Below are 20,946 nucleotides of genomic sequence, written 5' to 3'. Positions count from 1 at the left end.
TTTATTCCCTCTTTTCAGTAGTCATAGCTCACTCGATAATGCCCAAATCCAATCGTGGCGTTCTTCCCTACGTGCAGCTTCTCCCCGGCTTCCAGCAAAGGAGTAAACGGCGTTAAATCTCCTTCATACCTCGCCCACCCAGTGATTGCAGGAAGCGCAAGCTTTCCTCCGCGAGTCATCGAGTAGCGTTCAAAATCAATAGCTCTCCAAGACTCGGCGGTTGTTTGGACTTGCGAAGCTGCTCCTAACATCGACTCTTCGTCCCAATCTAAGCGCTGGTCTGTATAAGCATGAGACAACAAAGTAATTCTGCGGCTTAAAGACTGGATAAGGTCGACAAAGCCTATACGACGCTGCAAGTTTCGACTGACCAAGATTCGCACCGGGCTATCGAAACGAATTACAACCGAGTTGGCCCGGCGTTGATCGCACACTAGAGGTCTAGGCTTGCAATTACGCATCCACACTTTTCCCGAATTCCAGATCAAAGTCTGACTCAACGGATCGACAATTTGTTCGAGTTGAAACGGAATTCTTGCAGATCCCCAGCCTTTACGTTCCATCTCCTTAAGGGCATCAACAAATAAGCCAACGTGACGAGAAGCTTCTCCGATCAGCGTGATCTCGAATTGACACTCATCTGCGGGATTCCACTGAACTTTATCTCGCGTTAAAGAATGAATCACAAACGGATTGACCGCTCCAGCTTCATTACCAGGAGAAGCAAAGTTCTGCGCATACGCGCAATCGTGAGAAATATGGCACTGATGGCACTTCACTGTCGGATAGCTGCATACAAAATCACGAATACAGTGACCTAACAACCCACGGAGCGTCGAACCTAGATAAGGAGGCAAAGGACCTGTTCCTTTAGCTGAAAATATCGCTCTTAACGTTAGTGTCTCAATGTGTTCAAACACTCATTTTCCTCCATCATAGAGTTACTTGATTAGATCAAAATAGCATATTCCCATTATATAGGCATTTGGGATATAAGTCTCTCTCTGTCACTTGCTTTGAATCTTTTGGATCAGAACGTCTTTCCAAAAAGTGCGAACCCCAAGCTCCCATAAAATCCCCAGGAGGTTCGCACCCCGCGCACCGTAAGGGATTTACCGTTTTTAGTTGCGTTTTTGTCCAGTTTTCGGTACGGTAAATTTGAGGTTCGCACTTTTGAGGCCGCCGAGCCTTGTCCTGCAAGGGCTGACAGTGGGAACAGTCGCACCCTGCGCGGGTGCGTGGATTGAAACGATGTCATTCACCCGGTTAAAGCTTGGAGCAGCGTGTCGCACCCTGCGCGGGTGCGTGGATTGAAACCTGCACTTCCTCGATGCGCTGTCTCACAAACATCTGGTCGCACCCTGCGCGGGTGCGTGGATTGAAACCGGCCGGTCCGGCGCGGGCTGACGGCGGCGATCAGTCGCACCCTGCGCGGGTGCGTGGATTGAAACCCGGGGCGCCCTGTTTGCCGCGCAGGTATGCCGCGTCGCACCCTGCGCGGGTGCGTGGATTGAAACTTCCTTCGTTCGGCTATCCCGTAAGCTATTGGTTGTCGCACCCTGCGCGGGTGCGTGGATTGAAACAGCAGATGGTCGAAATGCACAAAGCGGAAATCGACCGTCGCACCCTGCGCGGGTGCGTGGATTGAAACAGGTGGTGCTCCTGCTCCATCAGCTTCTGAAAAACGTCGCACCCTGCGCGGGTGCGTGGATTGAAACGCAGCAGCCCGCGCTCCCGCCATTTGTCATACGGGGTCGCACCCTGCGCGGGTGCGTGGATTGAAACCGCCATGCGAACGTATTCTGCGAATTCTTCGTCTGGTCGCACCCTGCGCGGGTGCGTGGATTGAAACCTGCTCCTTTGCCGGTAGATTGAAGCGATACGCCGCGTCGCACCCTGCGCGGGTGCGTGGATTGAAACACGGCAAACGCTGCGCTGGGGGTCAACACGACCGGGTCGCACCCTGCGCGGGTGCGTGGATTGAAACAGGTCACTTTTCCAAATGCACATGATGTACAGCAAAGTCGCACCCTGCGCGGGTGCGTGGATTGAAACAGGTCGATATTGATCGTAACCGTTGTCTCCCGGGTCGCACCCTGCGCGGGTGCGTGGATTGAAACGTTCAAAGGAGATATATATTTGATAGTCGATACAACGTCGCACCCTGCGCGGGTGCGTGGATTGAAACCCGTCTGCGATTCCCATGCCATCCGGACGCGATGTCGCACCCTGCGCGGGTGCGTGGATTGAAACCTGCTGCTGAATCTGACGTGGTCCCAGCTGGAGGAGTCGCACCCTGCGCGGGTGCGTGGATTGAAACTTTGACCTCCTCGGTCAGCCGGAAGGACTCGACCGTCGCACCCTGCGCGGGTGCGTGGATTGAAACTGTACAGCCGCTTGGCGATCGACCGGATGTCCTCGTCGCACCCTGCGCGGGTGCGTGGATTGAAACATCACGGCACGCGCCATCAAATCCGATCGGAACGGTCGCACCCTGCGCGGGTGCGTGGATTGAAACGCGGTTCGCCACTCGAAAAACGCCTTTGCGACGCGTCGCACCCTGCGCGGGTGCGTGGATTGAAACGACCGGTGGCCGTTACCGTCTCCTCCAACGCCGAGTCGCACCCTGCGCGGGTGCGTGGATTGAAACATTGTATTTAAATGACAGCTCATAATACTCACTGTGTCGCACCCTGCGCGGGTGCGTGGATTGAAACAATATCTCCCTTTTTCAAATCCGCGTTCAGAAAATGTCGCACCCTGCGCGGGTGCGTGGATTGAAACCGATTCGGCGGGAGGGCGCATGAGAGTCATCGACATGTCGCACCCTGCGCGGGTGCGTGGATTGAAACAAGATGGATTTAATGAACACAATGAAATTGTAGAAGTCGCACCCTGCGCGGGTGCGTGGATTGAAACTGGGCTACCGATTGGGTTTGGATGCCGACCGCATTCGTCGCACCCTGCGCGGGTGCGTGGATTGAAACATCGAATCGAACGTTCCGGTAACCGACGATGTATCGGTCGCACCCTGCGCGGGTGCGTGGATTGAAACAGTTTGTAAATGATCGTCAGCATGTTTATTCGCGTCGCACCCTGCGCGGGTGCGTGGATTGAAACGACTTATTCACCGGCACTGATAACTGGAACCCGAGTCGCACCCTGCGCGGGTGCGTGGATTGAAACTATATAAAGTCGCACCTTTAAAGCGAACTTCTCGGTCGCACCCTGCGCGGGTGCGTGGATTGAAACCCACTCCCGTTTGATCTGCCGGTTGAGTTCGGATGGTCGCACCCTGCGCGGGTGCGTGGATTGAAACCCCCTCCTTGTCGTTTCCATGAGTATGCGGTGAATCGTCGCACCCTGCGCGGGTGCGTGGATTGAAACTTCGAAAGGGTCTGGACCGTGGCGACGATCAGCTGTCGCACCCTGCGCGGGTGCGTGGATTGAAACTGATAAGAGATGTTAACCCCGGCCGTGGAGTCATAGTCGCACCCTGCGCGGTTGCGTGGATTGAAACTTGTCTTTTGATCCATGATAAAATCCTCCTCGTGTCGCACCCTGCGCGGGTGCGTGGATTGAAACGGGTAGAGGTTGAGATCAAAACGCGTAAGCTGCGTTAGTCGCACCCTGCGCGGGTGCGTGGATTGAAACAGCTCCATGAACACCGATTCCCGCAGTGTCTTGGCGTCGCACCCTGCGCGGGTGCGTGGATTGAAACCAATACTTCGTCAGCACGGTCACCTTGCCGCCCGCGTCGCACCCTGCGCGGGTGCGTGGATTGAAACCTGGCCGTAGTGATTGGATTGCTTATCGGCCTCGGTCGCACCCTGCGCGGGTGCGTGGATTGAAACTTACTACACGCGACAGGCGGCGGTCGAGTCGCCGGTCGCACCCTGCGCGGGTGCGTGGATTGAAACTGCACAACCTCGAATAGCCCGGTCGCCATCAGCCGTCGCACCCTGCGCGGGTGCGTGGATTGAAACGCGAAGTCATGATCGATGACGGATTGGGGCCGGCTGGTCGCACCCTGCGCGGGTGCGTGGATTGAAACAATTCGGCCGTTTCTCTCGTTTGGTCGGCTGTTCCGTCGCACCCCGTACGGGTGCGTGGATTGAAACGGGAGCGGACGGGTGGAAAACTGGTACGAGTACGGTCGCACCCCGTACGGGTGCGTGGATTGAAACAAAACGTGGGGGCCGCTGCTCGAGAACGGATATCGTCGCACCCCGTACTGGTGCGTGGATTGAAACTCAGACCTTCGAGCAGCGTCGGGCCCACGTAGATAATCGCTCCCCACGCGGGAGCGTGGATTAAAACATTATATCTTGCACCGTGTGCACCGCCCTGGTGCGTTGCACTCCGCGTGGGTCCGTGTGTTGAAACTATCCGTCCCACGCTCCTTATATGCCCTGTGGTATGGTCGCCCCCCCATGCAGGTGCCTAATTGAACCAAACGCAGAACCTGCCTTCTCTGAAACGCTTGGACGCACAAAAAAGCCACAGAAAAAATCTCCTGCAGCTCTTTTCCGAGTATCTCCTTGCACCTTCTTCACAACAACAGCAATCCCTCCGGGTCATACCCTTCCTTCGCCCCGACATGTTCGACCTTCCTTTTCCAATTCGCTCCGAGCATATAGTAACGCAGGCTGTCCGTTTTCGGGTCTATAACGTCTTCCAACTGCGTCTTGAGCTGCTTGAACTGAACCGGATCGACGAGGCACTCGAATACGGAATTCTGTACCCGCTGGCCGTAGTTCTGGCAGATCTTCGAGATGGAACGCAGGCGCTTCGCCCCTTCGGGGGAAGTCGTCTGCACATCGTAAGTAATCAGTACCATCATGGCACGATTCCTCTTTTCTTGGATCAACTATAAGTTTCATGTTTAGCTTTACGATTCTGAAGAACTTTGTTTTTTGCTCTTGGATTGATAGTGACTGTTGAAAGCCACTCCAAACAAAATTGCGTAAACGACGCTTAATCCTAAGCCCATTGCTGTGTTTTGCAGAGTCACTCCACTGGCAATCCCCAAACTAAGTCCAAGCGCAATGCCTGCTCCCGCCATTTCTTTGGATTTTGTCATTGCAACAGCTCTCCTTTCCTTTTTTTGGAATTACGAAAAGGATCGAAAAGGGTTCCACAATATTTTAACTATTTCCACAAAAATGGCGGATAATCGGCAATATCTCCGCGAATATGCCTTGCCAGCAGCAGCGCCTGCGCATACGGCAGCAATCCGATCGGGATCTTCTCGCCGAGGTAAGGATGCACAATCTCTTCCTGCTTCCGCTTTTGCCAGGCGGCCAGCACGTCTTTTCGCGTATCGTCCTTGAGCAGCACGGCTCCATTCTCTTTAATCACAAAAGACTTCGCCGACAATTGACGTCGATTGATCAGAGACAACACCAGCCGGTCGGCGAGATACGGACGCAGTTCTTCCATGAGGTCAAGAGCCAGGCTCGCGCGACCTGGACGATCCCGATGCAGGAAACCTACGGCCGGATCGAGTCCTACCGTCTCGAGCGCAGATTGCACGTCGCTTCGCAGCAGCGTATAAATCAGCGACAGCAGCGCGTTCATCGGATCAAGCGGCGGACGACGGTTTCGCGTCTGCATCTGGAACAGCTCACGGTCGCCCAGTACCAACTCGTTCATCGCGCCGAAATAAATTCGTGCCGCTTCGCCTTCCGCGCCGCGAATCGTATCGCCGGTCGGCATCTTGAGCACCGACAGCGACAAACGCTTGAGCGCGTTCGACGCTCCGGTAACTTTCACCGCGTCGATCTCTGCCGCATGATCGCGCAGCGCGCGCCGCAGCACGCTGCGCGAGTTGATAATCTTCGCCTGAATGAACCTTCCCGCGATCTTCGCCGCTTCTTCGCCGTCGGCCATTCGATACTGCTTGCGCCGCAGCAGCACGTTGCCGTTTATTTTGCCTTGAATTCGTGCTTGGAAATTGCCGTATTCGTTAAGAAACGTCAGACCTATGCCGCGCTCCGCGCACAGCTGGAACACGGCCGGACTCGCGCCGGTATACCCAAAGGTCACGATCTGCTCCAGATTGTGCACGGGCACGCGGAATTTCTCCCGCTGCTCTTTTTCGCCCATCAGCACCAGCACATTTTCTCCGTCCCGCGCCAGATAACTGTCCGCTGCCGTCACATAGAGCGTATTCAGCAACTTTCTCATGATCCGCCCGCCTCCTCTTGAGCCGCGTCTCCGTCATCGTCCAGATCCAGATACTCTTCCATATAACGCTCTACGCTGCTCGTGCGCATTCTCGGCATACAGATATTGATCAGCGAGCAGGACTTGCAGCCGGACTTATACCGTGCCGGCGGCGTCTCGCCGCGGTCGAATAACTCCCGCATTCCGCTTAGATATTCGTTCACCCGCCCGCGCAAACTTTCCGTGAATTCGACATCCACCCGACGTTCCCGTTCTCCGTAAAAAAGAGCGCCTTCCGCCACCGTTACGCCGAGCATTTCTTCCAGACAGAGCGCCTGCGCGCAGAGCTGCACTTCGTCCCAATCATCCGGCTTGGGCTTGCCCCGCTTGTATTCGACGGGGAAAGGCACCCATCTTCCGCGCCGCCCGGCCAGCTTCGCACCGAATCCCGGCGGCATGTCGTCATCCGCGGCATGGAATTCGATCACGTCCGCTTTGCCGCTGATCCCGAGCCGCCGCGAAACGAGAGGCATGGCGCGCGAGATTAGCAGATTCCCTCTTTTCTCCGTCAACTGCGGATTGTCCGCACGCTTATGCATCAGCTGGCCTTCGTACGTCTTGATATTCTCTTCCCACTGCTGCTCGATATGAATCAAAGCCCATTGACGCCGGCAGAACGAATAATGCTGAAGTCCGGAGAGCATCAGCAGTTCGTCATCTTCATATGCAGCGGGCTTGCTCATCTCTCGATGACCGTTACGCCGTTCGGCAGATCTTCCGAATTCACACTAATTTCGTAGTCGGCATAAGAGCGGGACGGTGCATCCGTAATCTTCCGCGCGGAGATCCGTTCGAACAGCTTGTGGGCAGGTGCATTGCCGAGTTTCGTTTCGTGTTGGAACACGATCAGCTTACGGAGCGCCATTTGTCCGCGCGATGCGGAACGATCGTGCTCGAACATATTCTCCAGCGACTCCCACAGCAGTTCCAGGTCTTCCGGCCCAAAATGCGTTTTCTCCGCCAAATGTCCGGATACGTAGCCGTCCATCCGGTACAGCCCGTACGGCACGATATGCTTGCGGCCCATCTCGCGATCTTTGTCCGCACCCTCTTGAGTCACGGCTTGGCGCGTGATCGTCGTCTCCTGGGAAAAGATCGGATCGATGCTGCGGGCAAACGTAAATTGGACAGGTCCGCGCACCTGACCGCAGTTGACTTTGGTCGTCATGACGGCACCGAAGGTGCGTACGTCATAGAAGTTATCGCACATCCAGTGAGTCAGCAGAGAAGCTTCGGCGCGATCTTTGGGCTTCAACTCCTTGAACTTGTCCACGTCTTCCTCACGCAAGCTCCGGTAAGCTTTGCGATGCTGCTCGTTGAGCACGGCGCCTTCCGTCACATAGATCCGATGTCCTTCGCCCTGCTCGCGCGTGATTTCCACATAATTGCGGACTTTGCGTTTCAGACAGACATCCGTTACGATGCCGTGACCGGTCTCCGGGTCGATCCGCGGCATGTTGCCCATATCCGGATCGCCGTTCGGATTGCCGTTCGTCACGTCGAAAAAGATCGTAAATTCATGCCGATTGATCGTTGGAATCACAGTGCTTCCCTCTTCCTGCTCCATAACGTTGTCCCGTACTTCCATATCCGTCATCTTTTCAACCTCCGTTTGTTCTGATGAATTGGGTCCAGCCTGAAATTCGTCAATACCGAATCAGCCGAGCGTGGTTCCGTTCGGCACAGCATCCTCATTCTCCGACATCATCTCTGTACCGGCGCCTTCTCCATTCTCCGACTGCTTTTCGCCTTTTTTCTCTGCGGAAGCAGCGCGATACGACACCTGATGGTAATACCCGAGCATAAACAGTCCCTGCTGCTTCAGATCCAGATGATTCGGGAAACCGTCGACTCCCTTCAGAATCGCCGCGATGTCGCGGTCGCGGAAGCTGCCGTATTCGGCTTTGGACATGTGGTGCTGCGACAAGCGAAGCAGGATCGGGAATACGGCCGCCGGCGTCGCGGAAGCAGAGCCGAAATACCGATCTTTGATCGTCGCATTAAGCCTCCCCGGTCCTCCTGCCGCATCGGTCTGCGCACGTTCCAATACCGCGAACAATCGTCCGAGCCGGTAAGCGACCGGCTGCGCGTCTTCGTTTAACATAGGGGTTAACGCCTCCTTCATCTTTTCTTGATGATGCACGCGTGCATATCTGGTGAGATAGGCTTTAATCACGGACGCCCGAATCCAGGCATTGCGCCCGCTGTCGCCGTACGGCGACATTTGCCCGTCGACTCGCGTTCGATTGACCACGGCCGCGTAGACCGAATACGGCAGCGCGCCGCCGCTCAGCATCGCGCGGAACCATTCGCTCTCCATCGCGCCGGAGATGCTGTCGCGCATGCCGGACATGTCGCCGGTCTGCCGAACCGTTTGAAGCATGATATTAAACAGCGAAGGCAGTTCCGGATGGCTGCGGCCCGGCCGTTCCATCGCCATATCCGAAGCGTACAGACTCAATTTGCGGAACAGCTGCTCGAACGAATCACGCCAGAAGAAACGCACGGCCAAACGGGCATTGTTGCCGGACATTCCGAGCACATAAAACATCGCGTCTTTGGCCGGCAGCATGTTCGCTTCGACCGTCTCCGCTTGTTTGACCCGCTTCAACAGATCTTCGATCTGCCTTGTAAGTTCGACGTTTTCTTCGCCGACCGCCTCTTCAGGAGCAGCGGCCTTGCCAGCCGCACCTTCGTCCGACTCCTTGTCGGCTTGGCCCGCCTTCCCCCACGCCCCTTCGAAAAATTCGCCGAATATCCCTTCCTGCAGTTCCCACTCCTCTTCCTTCTCGCCCGGCAGACGCTGCGCCCAGAACACGACCGTCATATCGCCCATGCGGCGGAGTCGGTTGTGTTCCGACAGCAGCAGGTGGTTCAGCGCTTTGGCATAGCCGGCTGCGGCTTCCTCGCTGAATGGGGCGTTGAGGCTTTGAATTTTGCCGTACGATACGACGGCCGGGAAGTTAAACGACACCATACTTGCCCCGGCTTGCTGGGCATTCCGTACGCCCTTGATATTGATTCTGTGTACTTGAGCGATCGGTTGCTGCTCGCGCCCTGTCACCAAGCAATCTCCGAGAACCACGTCGTCGTTCGCCTCGGTCGACTCATTCTCTCGACTCCACAAGGTCTGGATATCCGAGTTTTGATGCACGTAATTTTCGACGCCTTCAAGTTGAAATACAATATTGTTGTCCGTCGTTCCTATGATTTTCAGCAGATCGCCATATAACGTATGCTCCTCTGTAAGTTCCGCAGGATTCCAACGCTCGTAGAAACGCAGCACCGCCCGAGCTTCCGGCCGCTCGCAATCTTTCAGCAGCCGTTTATGCAGCTCCGCGCTGCTGGCGAACTTGGCGAGCGAGATTTTGAATCCGGCAGGCTTGTCCAATACGATACCGAGGATATATTCTGCTTTGTCCGACAAAAAATACGGTTTGGGCTTGCTTGTTCGTGTTGTGTGTTCCGGCACCGTCATCCGAATCGGCACCTGCTTTTTCCTCTGCTGCACGCGCATATCCACGATATTCCGCATCTCTCCGTCTTCGCTCAATACAAGCACGAACGATACTTTATCCGAGCTGTACCCCGGCGGGGACATGTTGGATTTGGGGTCCTGAAGCAGCTGACGATAACGTTCGTAAAGCGACTGCACGATCATAAGCGCGCCTCCCGTTTATACAGATCCGGCACGTCGATGATGCCCTGACGCATCGTTGCACGGAAGAATTTGGGCGAAATTTCCTCTCCGTATTCCAGATCCCACAGCATCCACTGCAAATCAAGCCCCACATTTCCTCTATAATAAGAAAGCGGAATTTCGTCTCCGTCCTCCAACAGACTAAAGTTTACGGGAAACTCGCGGCAGCCGAAATACGGCTGATGATACGACTGGCCGCCGCGCGCCCGCCGCGAGAAGATGCTGTAATGCTTCTCTGGATTGTCGCTTTCTCCCGCGCTGCTCGTCATTTCGAAATGGGCTTCGATTACGTATGCCACGTCGCGCAGCATGACCGTCATGCGCTGCTGCCGTTCTGCCGGTGCGATTTGGTTTAGTATGGCATCACGTCCGTTCATCGCGGATTTGATCTGCGCCGCCGAAACTTTGCTCTCCACCTCATTGCGTCTGACCGAATCGAAAGAGATCTCATTCAGCACATGAATCCGATCCACGACCCAGCGAATCGCCGGTTTCCAATGGATCGCTTCCAGAATGCCCCGCGCCGCCGAAGGCGTCATCACGTCGTAACTCACCCGCTCCGCCTTCATCTCCGGCCGTGTAAAGCAGGCGCGGTCGCCCCATACATGCAGCTTGATTCCGTATCCCATCCTGATTCTTTCCTCCTTCCCTCTTCTTAACTGATCCACAGTTCCTGCGCCGCGCTTTGCTGCGAGTACGGCTTGAGTCCTTTTTTGCGATCGTACCAAGCATTCGGGCGGCTGAGCGCGTACACGTCTTCGCGTACTTCCGTCAGCTCTCCCGCACGCTGGAAATCGTTAAATTCGTTCGGATACACCTGCACGGTATAAGGCTGCAGCGCGCGCATCGTCTCTCGAGTGGAAAAAGGATCTTTCCGCAGCTTATCGAGCAGTCTTCTCGCTTTTCCTTCATAATAAGGATCGTCCGGGTTCTCCCCGCCGCATTCGGCCGATGCCCGCTCTTCGTCGTCGACGTAAGGCACCAGCAGCGTTTTCATCTGCGAATCGATCAAACGAAACCGCTCGGCCACCGTGGCAAAAGGAAACTCCATTTCTTTCGCGCGTTCTTCCAGCATCGGCAGAATGCCCGCCTCGTCCGTCTGATCGCGATCTTCGCTTTGCCCGTAGAAAAAGAGCTGCGCAAAATATTCTCGTACCGCCTCGATAGATAACGGACTGACACCGCTTTCTCCGTATTTTTGCAGCAGATCGCGGGCGATCGAGCCGGTGCGGCTCATCCAGCCGTCGGGTAATCCGCGTTCCGTCTCGAACACTGTCACTTCGCCCAGGCAGGGTAGCCCTTCGCGAATCAATCTGCCGTTGCGGTTGCAGCGTCCCGCAGCCTGGGCGACCGAGTCGATGCCGGCCAGCTCCCGGTATACCGCGGGGAAATCGACGTCGACGCCCGCTTCAATCAGCTGCGTGCTGACCAGGATGCAGGGAAGGCCTTCCTGCAGACGCTTTTTGATGACAGCCAAAATGTCGCGCCGGTTCTCCGGACACATTCGGGCGCTTAAATGATACAGCCATTCTTCTCGTTCTTCACCGTATCTTTCTTCCAGCGTGGCATACAGCTCTCTCGCATTCCCTCGCGTATTGACGATGCAGAGCGCCTGCGATCCGCCGTTCGCGATTCGCTGCGCAAGGTCATCCCAGGACATTTTTCCGCCAAAAGAAACGTTCACCCGTTCGAACTGTTCATAGCGAGACTGCGGATCGGCTACCGTCTCGACGATCTGCGCATGAGGCAGAAGCTTGGCAGCCGGCGGCTGGGTAGCGGTGCAGAATACGACCGAGCAGCCGTAGTTGCGCACCAGCTCATCCAGCGCATGCAGGCACGGCCGGAAAAAGCCGCCGTTCATCATCTGAGCTTCGTCAAGAACGATTACGCTGCCGGCGATATTGTGCAGTTTGCGGGTCGAAGAACGTCGGGCGGCAAACAGCGATTCGAAAAACTGTACGTTCGTCGTGACTACGAGCGGGAGCTCCCAATTTTCTTCAGCCAACTTCTGACGCTCTGTCGTTTCGAACGCAGGCGTACTCTTGTCATGCTGTTCATGCTGGAAGTTCGAATGATGTTCCAGTACATGCTCCTCGCCCAGAATGTCCCGAAATTCCTGCGCGTTCTGCTCGATAATCGAGGTATAGGGGATGACGTAAATGATTCGCCGTATATCGTGCTTGATCGCATGTTCTAACGCGAATCCGAGCGAAACCTGCGTTTTGCCGCTTCCGGTGGGCAGCGTCAGACTGAACAACCCGCGAGGATCTTGCGCCCGCTGCATCACTTCTTGAAAAATTTCCGTTCGCCAGTGATCGATATCGCTTCTCGGCGCGTTGAATTTTTTTCGACGGTATTCATAGAAGCGCTGCCTGAATCGATCGAACAGCTGACGCGTACGTTCAAGCTCCTGCTGACGATCTTGACGCTGGCGAAGCTTATGCCTCGAAGGGTCAGTGAAGGATTCAGTATTGAGCGAGTCGGCATCGACGAGACAAGAGAAGAGCATCCGTGTGAAAAAGGAGAGTTGGAAGCCGGGCGCAGGTCCAGGTTTTAACGGAAAGCGATTGGGCGGTTTCGGTATGGCGATTTCTCGATACCCGGCGCTATAGTCTTCGATATGTTCGGTTCGGGAGAGACGCTTGCGAAGAGTGGCATGATGATCCGCGTCGGACGAGCCATAATCCGGCAGGCCGGAATGGTGACCGGCGATGATATAAGACAGCAGCCGGGCGGCCAGACGTTGGGAAGGGGTATTGGACCAGTCCTTTGTTAAAGCCAATGCTCCGGCCGTCGCATGGTCCACCTTTTTCGTCGATCCGTCGAGTCTTTTCTGAAACGGCAATGAGTATTTCCCTAGATCATGAAGCCTTCCGGCTGCCGCGGTCCAGTCCGCAGCTCCGAAGATTCCGGCCATTTCGGCAGCCAATTCCTCGACTTCCGTAAGGTGGACTTTGAGCAGCTGCCAGGTCGATTTGTCGTCGGAGTCCGTGGAATGCGCGTAGTAATCGACCAATGATTCGCCTCCTTGGTGTAAATTGCGAGTCGATTCTGATGTTGTGACTAAGCAATTCTCGCCTGCATGCTCAAATTCCTTTTTATTGATTTATAGTAAAATAAATATTTTTTGTGAATGGAGTGGACTGTGCTAAAAAGTGCGAACCTAAAGCTCTCATAAAATCTCGGGGAGGTTCGCACCCCGCACTGCATAAGGGTTTAAACGATTTAAGTTGTATTTTTGTCCGGTTTTCGATAGGCTGATTTTGAGGTTCGCACTTTTGCGCTCTTGAAGCCTTTAGGGGTAAGGGCTGCAAGGTGGAACAGTCGCTCCCCACGCGGGAGCGTGGATTGAAACCTTCGTGCGAATCCAGGAGTCATTCCAGACTTCCGGTCGCTCCCCACGCGGGAGCGTGGATTGAAACGTTCGGACAGCGTTGACGCTGTGCCTGGGTATACGTCGCTCCCCACGCGGGAGCGTGGATTGAAACTCTCTTGGCTCATTCCCCCAACTCCCCTTCGAATGGTCGCTCCCCACGCGGGAGCGTGGATTGAAACTTGCAGACGTGCGACAGCAAATGCACACTTCCACGGTCGCTCCCCACGCGGGAGCGTGGATTGAAACTTCGACGATGAATTGATTCGCCGCGCCTATACAAAGTCGCTCCCCACGCGGGAGCGTGGATTGAAACGAGCGAAATCGTGATGTCGTCGGCCGTTCCCGGAGGTCGCTCCCCACGCGGGAGCGTGGATTGAAACCTGGAGGACCGGCCGGCGACGCAAACGGCGAGTCCGTCGCTCCCCACGCGGGAGCGTGGATTGAAACAGCTGGCTGATCAAGATCACTGTCGCTCCCAGCTCGTCGCTCCCCACGCGGGAGCGTGGATTGAAACTGCTCCTCGATGCTCACACCATCACCCCCACGCGGTCGCTCCCCACGCGGTCGCTCCCCACGCGGGAGCGTGGATTGAAACTACGCAGGCATTATTCGTATGGGGACAAAGACCGCGTCGCTCCCCACGCGGGAGCGTGGATTGAAACAATCCAGCGGGGTGCAATCTCCATTCCCTCCGGGTCGCTCCCCACGCGGGAGCGTGGATTGAAACGTCGTTGAGATCCATATATGCACCGACAGCTGCTGTCGCTCCCCACGCGGGAGCGTGGATTGAAACTGACGATCATTGTTGTCATGGTGTGTTCCCCTCGTCGCTCCCCACGCGGGAGCGTGGATTGAAACCGGTTAATTTTGGGTTTGTGCCTAAAATGATTGTAGTCGCTCCCCACGCGGGAGCGTGGATTGAAACATGAGCCGAATCGCCGTATCGGGCGCGACGCAAGAAGTCGCTCCCCACGCGGGAGCGTGGATTGAAACCAAATCACGGTACTACGATGCAAATCCATCTGAGTCGCTCCCCACGCGGGAGCGTGGATTGAAACATCCCACAGATCGCCGCTGGGTTCGCAGCCCTTGGTCGCTCCCCACGCGGGAGCGTGGATTGAAACAGCATTACGCCGACCATAGTAAGCGTTCCGCATCGTCGCTCCCCACGCGGGAGCGTGGATTGAAACAACTCCACTTCAACCCGAAGAATGCCGGTCGCGAGTCGCTCCCCACGCGGGAGCGTGGATTGAAACCAAGTTGCTTTTGGCGGAACGACCACAAAGGTTGTCGCTCCCCACGCGGGAGCGTGGATTGAAACTTTGACCGTGGCGTTGATCTTGACTACGTCCAGGGTCGCTCCCCACGCGGGAGCGTGGATTGAAACAATCCAATCAAAAATGTCGTTTAGAGTGATCTTGGTCGCTCCCCACGCGGGAACGTGGATTGAAACTCGACCTGCACTTTGTCGATGTTTTTGGAGCGAAGTCGCTCCCCACGCGGGAGCATGGATTGAAACCTTACGCTTGACTACGATACTGATCCGCGAATCAGTCGCTCCCCACACGGGAGCGTGGATTGAAACTCGTAGCCGGAACGATAAGCTTGCCCGAGAGCACGGTCGCTCCCCACGCGGTTACGTCGATTTCCCCTCCATATTTCTGTATCGCTCTAAGACCTGCCTTTTTCCGAAACGCAAAAACCCCTCCGGTCTCCAGCGTCGATCTCTTTTTAACGCGAGATCTTTTTCCGCTGTCTGCCTTGAGGGGTCATTCTTTTTCGCCGGAGCTTTTTTCCTCCATCCTCCGCCGCTGCTTCGTTTCTGCGTTAAACCTTGAACAGCTCTTCGCCGACCAATCCGGCCGCGCGGTCGCTGCTCAGTTCGCCGAGTCCGATCATCTGTTTAAGATGACCCGCGAAGCTGACGCCTCGGTTCGACAGGACGACGAAGCCCGACTGCAAATCGCGGTTGAATGCGGCAAAGCTGCTGAAGCCGTAGGTCGCACCGTTATGCCAGTGCGTGACGGTGCCGTCTTGGCGCATCGATCTCATCCAGGCGTAGCCGATGCCGACGCCTTTGGACGGCGCGACGGAAGCCTGCTCGTTCTGGCAGTCCAGGAACACCGGCTCGAGCTCCGCCGCGGCGGGATGCTGGCCGAGCTGCGCTTCCACATAAGTCAGCATGTCCGGAAGCGTCGAACGAACCGCTCCCGCGCCCGCCGACGCGGAAGTGAAATCCCAATGCGGTACCGGCCGGCCGCCGGGCGCGAAGCCGGGCAGGAGAGGAAAAGCTTCGTCCTCGTCCGGGTCCGTTTCGCCCAGCACCGCCATCACGCTGCCGTTCATGCCGAGCGGATCGAACAGCTCCCGGCGCATCGCTTCCGAAGCGGGCACGCCGGAAGCCCGGCTCAGCGCCCAACCCAGCAGACCGTACCCGTAATTGGAATACTCATGCTTCGCCTCGGTTCGCGGCTTCTCGCTTCGCACCGCTTCCAGCAGATGCTCTTCGAGGTAAGCCGCATAAGGATTGGCTTTGTCCTTTTTCATGGACATCAGCACCTGATTTTTCGCCAGCCGGGTCAAGCCCGACGTGTGCGTGGCCAGCTGCCGCAGCGTGACGCTGCGCGCAAATTCGCTGTCTTCCAGCTCGGGAACCAGCTTCGCCAGCGTGTCGGAAGCCTGCCACAAGCCATCCTGCTCTCCCTTGGCCAGACGAAAAGCGGTCATCGTCTTCGTGATCGAACCGATCTCGTATCGGTTGACGGACTTAACGCTGCCTGCCGTCTCGTTCGGCGTCCAGAAAAACTTCTCGCCGCGTACGATCCAGCCGATTGCGGGCGAATGATTTTTCAATTGTGCCCATTGGGCGATTTTTTTGTTCCGGTCGAGCATCTCTTTAACGGCATCCATGAAAAGCCCTCCTGTTCTCCGTACTCTTGCGCTTACGGAGCACCTTGATTGCGCGCCGAGGCTCGGTCGGGGACAATCTCAAGCTTCCCGTCCGCTTCGTGCGGCATTTACTGCGGCATTTCTTTTTCTTTCTTTTTTTGCAGAGCCATTCCGAATGCGGCGCCCAGCGCGATCCCGATCGGCACCCCGAACGCCATGTTTTTCATGGCAAGGCCGAAGAGCATGCCGATCAGCAGTCCGATGCTGATGCCGAATCCTACCCACTTTTTGTTCCCCTCGGGGGTAGGTTGTCCTTGTTCGTTTACATTCGTTCCTTTATCTTCGCTCATCTTCGAACCTCCTTTGCTGTTCGCCGGGATCGTCGGAAGGATGCGCGTTATCGCTTCGTTCCAGAGCCTTTCTCAAAGCTGCGTAAAACTGCGGGGGCTCGGTCTCGTCGGGCAGTCCGGCCGTTTGTCCGTCCCCCAACTCCAGCACGATCCAAGGCCCGTTTTCCTTTTTGGCGAAATCCATCGTATAAAAACGGCTGTCGATTCCCTTCATCGTCTCGCGGAACCCGTCCAGCGCCTTGTCGAAATCTTCATCCCCGCCGGCTTCCCAGTAATTCGAAACGAACGCCGGCTCTCCGTCCAGCACGAATACCCGGACTTCCCGCGACAGCGGCATCCCGCTTTGCGGGTGTCGGGATACGTATTCCAGCTTTTCGAAAGCGCGGAATACCAATCCTTCGTTCAATTCGTCGCCCTGCAGTTCCAAAAAACGGCGGACGGTCCGCTTCACCCGCTCGCTGTCCGAAGCATCCGGCACGTAGCAGGCCTCTTCCCATTCGTGTTTGCGGGATTTGACGTAATCTTTGACAATGATCGGCCCGCCGCCGAAGACCCGTACCGCCTCGACGGCCAGTCTTTCGGCTTCCTCGCTGTCCGGCGGATACCGCAGCGGTATCCATACCGAACGGGGGGTATCTCCTTCGATCCGCGAGTACGATTCCGGCAGGTAATGCGCGTGACGATACTGCTCCGGCGCGTTGATCAGCCGCAGATTGCGCTCCAGCAGCGCTTTGTATAACCGCGCATACTGACCCGGACGCAGCATCCAGCCCCGATACAGCGCGGCAGTCGGTTCGGAACGCTCCCGGATCCGCTTGACCGCCCGCGCCGGACTGCCGCCGTGCAGCAGCTCTTCGTAATGAATCAAGCCGACGTCGAACCCGGCTTCCCGGGCGCTGCGGTATTCGTCGGCATACAGTTCGTCGGCCGCTCCGGGATCGAGCGGCGAAGACACGAACAAAATCGTGAAATTCATCGATAACGCTCCTTTCGATCCGATCAAACTGCCGGGAAGACCGCCCTTCCCGGTAAAGGTTCTATTGTTCATGGTAAAGTAACGGGCGCGGGTTTGCAATTTTGCAAAAGCGGAGGCGAACGCGGACCGCACTTCCGAACGGCCGAACGCGGCGCCTGTCGAATCTTGAAAAACCAAAAAGACACGCCCGTACTTCGCCGGGTCGTGCCTTTTGGCCTGCTCTGCTCATCTCTCCGATTCCGCGCGGAGCGCCTTTCGCTTCTCCGCTCCCACGCTGCTCAGAACCCTTCCACCTTCATCGTCATTCCTTGAAGCGCGACGCCCGGCGAACGGGTGAGCGTCAGCGCCTCGCCTTCCTTGAAAGCGATATTCTCGCCGCCCTGGAATCGGATGCGCCGCTCGATGGAATACGCGGCCACCGAAAACATCAGCTCGAACGTCTCCGCCGCCGAGCGCTGCGTGTTCAGCAGCTCCAGCTCGTCGCCGCCGAAGTCCTGCATGCCGTGCGTGTAAGACGAACCCTTGCCTTCGCCGCCGTACAAGCCGACGAACACCCACAGATTGACCGGCAGCATGTTCTCCGCCAGCATATCCGCGCTGGCGATATAAGCCGCGCGGCTGACAAGCATCGGCGCGGAATAGACGGCCAGCGCGCTCGGCATATGCTCGAGCAGCGAAGCGATCAGCTTCGTCATCAGCTTGTGCCCTTCCACGCTGTCTTCGACGTTCATTGCCGTCACCCGCATATGGGCCGTGTAGCCTTCGATCGCGGCTTCGGCGTCCGGCCACATGGCGTTGTATTTGCCGTTCTCTTCCGCTTCGCGGTTCGGCAGCGGCGCATCCTCAAGCTCCGCCGTTACCGTCATGTCCCGGTAGTGGACAATGACGCGGCCTTCGTGGATTCCTCCGCGCACGTCCGGTTCCCGCTCGCGCAGCGATTTGGCGAATCCGCTCGGCGCAAGCTCCGGCGAACGCAGCAGAATATGACGGCTGAACGTTTTCGTGCCCGGCCGGTTCTCCGGTATCCGGGTCCAATCCCTGGAGGCGCTTTCGCTCAGCGGCCGGCGTGGAGGGTCGGACTGTTCCTCGGTCGTTCTTCCCGCCGCGTCGGCGCGCGCCGCCTCCTCTTCCTCCTTGCCTTTTTTAAACCATTTCGTAAAAAAACTCATCGTTGTCGGCTCCTTTCCGTCATGCGGCTTTCTCGGTTCTTTCAGTCCCGCAGTCCTGTTACAGCAGTTCGCTCATATAATATCGAATCTGTTTTCTCCACCAGTGCCAATCGTGATTCGCGTCGTATCCCCAGAACTCCACGCGCGCCGGAACTCCTTTATTGTACAGGATTTCGCCCAAGCGGGCCGTCTCTTCGCGCATCTCGTCTTCCCAGGCGCCCTGCCCGCAGCAGATGACGATCCGGCACCGCCGGTACTGCTCCAGCAGACCCTCGTCGCTCAGTCCCGGCAGATAATCGAGCGGCGAATTGAAATAGATGTCTCCGTCGCGGTAACCGCCAAAGAAATGATTGACCGAGTACACGCCGCTCAGCGCAAGCAGCGTATCGAAAAACTCCGGATGCCGGAAAAAGAAATTGCCGCTGTAATAAGCGCCCATCGAGCAGCCGCTGACCAGAATCTTCTGCTCGTCGCCTCCGTTGTTGTCCCGGCTTTCCCGCAGAATGCTCGGAATCAGCTCATGCACGACGTAGGCGTCATACTGCTCGTGCCGGCGAATCCGTTCCTGCATGTCCCAGTGCTCGGAGAAAAACGTCTCCCCGTCGAGCGTGTCGCAGGTCCAGACCTGCAGTTTGCCGGCGTCGATCCACTCCGCCAGCTCGCCGATCATGCCGGAATCTTCATATTGGTAAAAGCGTCCGAGCGACGTCGGAAACACGAGCATCGGCTTGCCCCGGTCGCCGTAAACTTTGTATTCCATGTCTCGGCCGAGCGCCGGACTGTATTCTTTCCGATAGTGTACCGTGACCATATTCGCGAGTCCCGCCCTTCCCGTCATCTGCGGGCGGAAGGCCGTCTCGGGCGCTGCGCCCGTTCTGCCGTCCGCTCCCCGAACTTTTTGTCGAACTTAGCGTTCCGCCTGAATATAATCCGCGATTTCGCGTACACGCTCCAGCGACTCCGCCCGGAACTGATAAGCGCGGTTGCCGCTGGCCCGGCTGAAAATCTCGTCGATCGCATCATAGCGCACGATTTCCCCGCCCAGTTGCCGCATGATCTCTTCATGGCCGCGCACGTACGTTTTGCGGTCTTTGCGGCTGGCGTAGCCTGTATAATACCTGCCCCGAGGCGGCTCGCCGCTTCCGCCGTGCACGACCATTTTCGCCCAAAGCGAATAGACGTCGACGTCGTACGAATAATTGATCGCGTCCGTCATCCAGGCGCCCGGAGGACGCATATTGACCTCCAGCGCGATCAGTCGGCCGTCTTTATTCGATCGGAACAGCTCGATATGGAAGAATCGCTCCCGGATGCCGAACGCCGCCAAAATGCTGCGTCCCGCCCGCTCCACTTCCGGATCGACGTCCTTCAGGCAGAAATAGCGCAGATGGTCGTCGTCGCTCACCACTTTCATGATGCTCTGCTCGAACCGGTGGCTGGCGTGAAAGCGCACGATGCCGTCCCGGTCGATCAATCCGTCGTAAGTAAGAATGATTCCGTCGATGAACTCTTCCATAATAAACTCGGTGTCCCGCGGACGGGTATGCAGGAAGTAATCCAGCTCGTCTTGGTCGCTCAGTTTGTAAGTATGGCTGGCGCCCGACCCCAGATCAGGCTTGACCACGACCGGGAAGCCGTTTTGTTCGATAAACGCCGCCGCGCTTTCGCGATCGGGATTTTTGAGAAACCGGACCGTATCGACGCCGCTTTGGCGGAAAAAGGCCTTCATTTTCGATTTATGTTTGAGATTGTCCACGAAATCCGCTTTGGTGCCTTCCACATTGAAGTTCGTGCGCATGCGCGCGTCGCTCTCCAGCCAGTGCTCGTTCATGGACTCGAAGCGGTCGATTTTGCCGTATTTATGAGTGAAATATCCTGCCGCGCGCAGCGTCTCATCCTCATTTTCCATGTCGCCGACGCGGTAATATTCCGTCAGCGCCGCGCGGAGCCGGGGGGAGAGACCGTCGTAAGCCGCGTCCCCGATGCCCAGCACCGTCGCGCCTTCTTCGTGCAGCCGGACGGCGAACTCGCCGCTGCTGCTCGGGAAGTGGGGAGAGAAAAACACAAAATTCATAACCGGACCGCCTCCATCGCAAGATTGTACCTAATTTATCAGTCTGCGGGGGGGTTCGTCAATTTGCCGACCTTTTTCTTTCTTATAAAAACGCCGCCGGACAGAAGTCCGGCGGCGAACGCATCGGCAGATCAGCCGATCTGTGACGGGGATGCCCGAACACGTCGGCGGCAGGCGCCTCCGT

General features: G+C 56.8%; 15 protein-coding genes and 2 CRISPR repeat arrays. All 15 genes read right to left on the bottom strand.

Going from position 1 to position 20,946, the window contains the following annotated elements:
* Positions 1-14: 14 nt before the first annotated feature.
* The 15 genes from cas6 to GYN08_RS01850 all read right to left on the bottom strand — a co-directional run bounded on the left by cas6 (position 15) and on the right by GYN08_RS01850 (position 20,762).
* Entirely contained in the window at positions 15-920 is a 906-nt protein-coding gene (gene cas6 / locus GYN08_RS24020) for a CRISPR system precrRNA processing endoribonuclease RAMP protein Cas6 (RefSeq protein WP_166271969.1), read from the bottom strand.
* A gap of 298 nt (positions 921-1,218) precedes the next feature.
* Positions 1,219-4,320: direct repeats of the CRISPR family, unit length 32 nt; unit sequence GTCGCACCCTGCGCGGGTGCGTGGATTGAAAC.
* Positions 4,321-4,552: 232 nt separating this feature from the next.
* Complete coding sequence (gene cas2, locus GYN08_RS01915; protein WP_166271967.1) at positions 4,553-4,843, bottom strand: CRISPR-associated endonuclease Cas2; 291 nt, start codon at positions 4,841-4,843, stop codon at positions 4,553-4,555.
* A gap of 48 nt (positions 4,844-4,891) precedes the next feature.
* Positions 4,892-5,083 carry a hypothetical protein gene (locus GYN08_RS01910; protein WP_166271965.1) on the bottom strand — a complete coding sequence of 64 codons (192 nt, stop codon included), beginning with the start codon at positions 5,081-5,083 and terminating at the stop codon, positions 4,892-4,894.
* 68 nt (positions 5,084-5,151) lie between these two features.
* On the bottom strand, positions 5,152-6,189 hold the full coding sequence (cas1c, locus tag GYN08_RS01905) for a type I-C CRISPR-associated endonuclease Cas1c (RefSeq protein ID WP_166271963.1): 1,038 nt from the start codon (positions 6,187-6,189) through the stop codon (positions 5,152-5,154).
* Positions 6,186-6,911: a CRISPR-associated protein Cas4 gene (gene cas4, locus GYN08_RS01900; RefSeq protein WP_166271961.1), complete on the bottom strand. Its 726-nt coding sequence runs from the start codon at positions 6,909-6,911 to the stop codon at positions 6,186-6,188. Before cas4 ends, cas1c begins: the two co-directional genes overlap by 4 nt.
* Entirely contained in the window at positions 6,908-7,825 is a 918-nt protein-coding gene (gene cas7c / locus GYN08_RS01895) for a type I-C CRISPR-associated protein Cas7/Csd2 (RefSeq protein ID WP_235945691.1), read from the bottom strand. Before cas7c ends, cas4 begins: the two co-directional genes overlap by 4 nt.
* 60 nt (positions 7,826-7,885) lie before the next feature.
* Entirely contained in the window at positions 7,886-9,889 is a 2,004-nt protein-coding gene (gene cas8c / locus GYN08_RS01890) for a type I-C CRISPR-associated protein Cas8c/Csd1 (RefSeq protein WP_166271959.1), read from the bottom strand.
* Entirely contained in the window at positions 9,886-10,557 is a 672-nt protein-coding gene (gene cas5c, locus GYN08_RS01885; RefSeq protein ID WP_166271957.1) for a type I-C CRISPR-associated protein Cas5c, read from the bottom strand. The genes cas8c and cas5c overlap by 4 nt, the downstream gene beginning before the upstream one ends.
* A 26-nt stretch (positions 10,558-10,583) precedes the next feature.
* Positions 10,584-12,944 (bottom strand): CRISPR-associated helicase Cas3', encoded by a 2,361-nt coding sequence (gene cas3 / locus GYN08_RS01880; RefSeq protein WP_166271955.1) that lies wholly within the window; start codon positions 12,942-12,944, stop codon positions 10,584-10,586.
* Positions 12,945-13,251: 307 nt separating this feature from the next.
* Positions 13,252-14,889: direct repeats of the CRISPR family, unit length 32 nt; unit sequence GTCGCTCCCCACGCGGGAGCGTGGATTGAAAC.
* Between the two features lie 242 nt (positions 14,890-15,131).
* The gene (locus tag GYN08_RS01875; RefSeq protein WP_166271953.1) at positions 15,132-16,214 is read right to left on the bottom strand and encodes a serine hydrolase domain-containing protein; all 1,083 of its coding nucleotides are present in this window, start codon (positions 16,212-16,214) and stop codon (positions 15,132-15,134) included.
* Between the two features lie 107 nt (positions 16,215-16,321).
* On the bottom strand, positions 16,322-16,543 hold the full coding sequence (locus tag GYN08_RS23550) for a hypothetical protein (RefSeq protein WP_166271271.1): 222 nt from the start codon (positions 16,541-16,543) through the stop codon (positions 16,322-16,324).
* Positions 16,530-17,519, bottom strand: coding sequence for an ATP-grasp domain-containing protein (locus GYN08_RS01865; protein ID WP_166271951.1), 990 nt, complete (start codon positions 17,517-17,519; stop codon positions 16,530-16,532). Before GYN08_RS01865 ends, GYN08_RS23550 begins: the two co-directional genes overlap by 14 nt.
* 278 nt (positions 17,520-17,797) lie before the next feature.
* A complete protein-coding gene (locus GYN08_RS01860; protein ID WP_166271949.1) occupies positions 17,798-18,688 on the bottom strand; it encodes a DUF4261 domain-containing protein in 891 nt (296 codons plus the stop codon).
* Positions 18,689-18,746: 58 nt separating this feature from the next.
* Complete coding sequence (locus GYN08_RS01855) at positions 18,747-19,499, bottom strand: esterase family protein (RefSeq protein WP_166271947.1); 753 nt, start codon at positions 19,497-19,499, stop codon at positions 18,747-18,749.
* A gap of 96 nt (positions 19,500-19,595) precedes the next feature.
* Positions 19,596-20,762: an ATP-grasp domain-containing protein gene (locus GYN08_RS01850; RefSeq protein ID WP_166271945.1), complete on the bottom strand. Its 1,167-nt coding sequence runs from the start codon at positions 20,760-20,762 to the stop codon at positions 19,596-19,598.
* Positions 20,763-20,946 lie beyond the last annotated feature (184 nt).

The sequence above is a fragment of the Saccharibacillus alkalitolerans genome, from assembly GCF_011090185.1.
In the GTDB taxonomy this organism is placed as follows: Bacteria; Bacillota; Bacilli; order Paenibacillales; family Paenibacillaceae; genus Saccharibacillus; species Saccharibacillus alkalitolerans.
Note: the sequence above shows the minus strand (reverse complement) of the source record. Positions and strands in the feature narration are given on the sequence as shown.

Excerpts from the sequence above, each read along its gene's own strand:
- GYN08_RS01860 (WP_166271949.1), bottom strand. The coding sequence starts at position 18,688 with ATGAGTTTTTTTACGAAATGGTTTAAAAAAGGCAAGGAGGAAGAGGAG.
- cas4 (WP_166271961.1), bottom strand. The coding sequence starts at position 6,911 with ATGAGCAAGCCCGCTGCATATGAAGATGACGAACTGCTGATGCTCTCC.
- cas2 (WP_166271967.1), bottom strand. The coding sequence starts at position 4,843 with ATGATGGTACTGATTACTTACGATGTGCAGACGACTTCCCCCGAAGGG.
- GYN08_RS01855 (WP_166271947.1), bottom strand. The coding sequence starts at position 19,499 with ATGGTCACGGTACACTATCGGAAAGAATACAGTCCGGCGCTCGGCCGA.
- GYN08_RS23550 (WP_166271271.1), bottom strand. The coding sequence starts at position 16,543 with ATGAGCGAAGATAAAGGAACGAATGTAAACGAACAAGGACAACCTACC.
- GYN08_RS01875 (WP_166271953.1), bottom strand. The coding sequence starts at position 16,214 with ATGGATGCCGTTAAAGAGATGCTCGACCGGAACAAAAAAATCGCCCAA.
- GYN08_RS01865 (WP_166271951.1), bottom strand. The coding sequence starts at position 17,519 with ATGAATTTCACGATTTTGTTCGTGTCTTCGCCGCTCGATCCCGGAGCG.
- GYN08_RS01850 (WP_166271945.1), bottom strand. The coding sequence starts at position 20,762 with ATGAATTTTGTGTTTTTCTCTCCCCACTTCCCGAGCAGCAGCGGCGAG.
- cas5c (WP_166271957.1), bottom strand. The coding sequence starts at position 10,557 with ATGGGATACGGAATCAAGCTGCATGTATGGGGCGACCGCGCCTGCTTT.
- cas8c (WP_166271959.1), bottom strand. The coding sequence starts at position 9,889 with ATGATCGTGCAGTCGCTTTACGAACGTTATCGTCAGCTGCTTCAGGAC.
- cas1c (WP_166271963.1), bottom strand. The coding sequence starts at position 6,189 with ATGAGAAAGTTGCTGAATACGCTCTATGTGACGGCAGCGGACAGTTAT.
- cas7c (WP_235945691.1), bottom strand. The coding sequence starts at position 7,825 with ATGACGGATATGGAAGTACGGGACAACGTTATGGAGCAGGAAGAGGGA.
- GYN08_RS01910 (WP_166271965.1), bottom strand. The coding sequence starts at position 5,083 with ATGACAAAATCCAAAGAAATGGCGGGAGCAGGCATTGCGCTTGGACTT.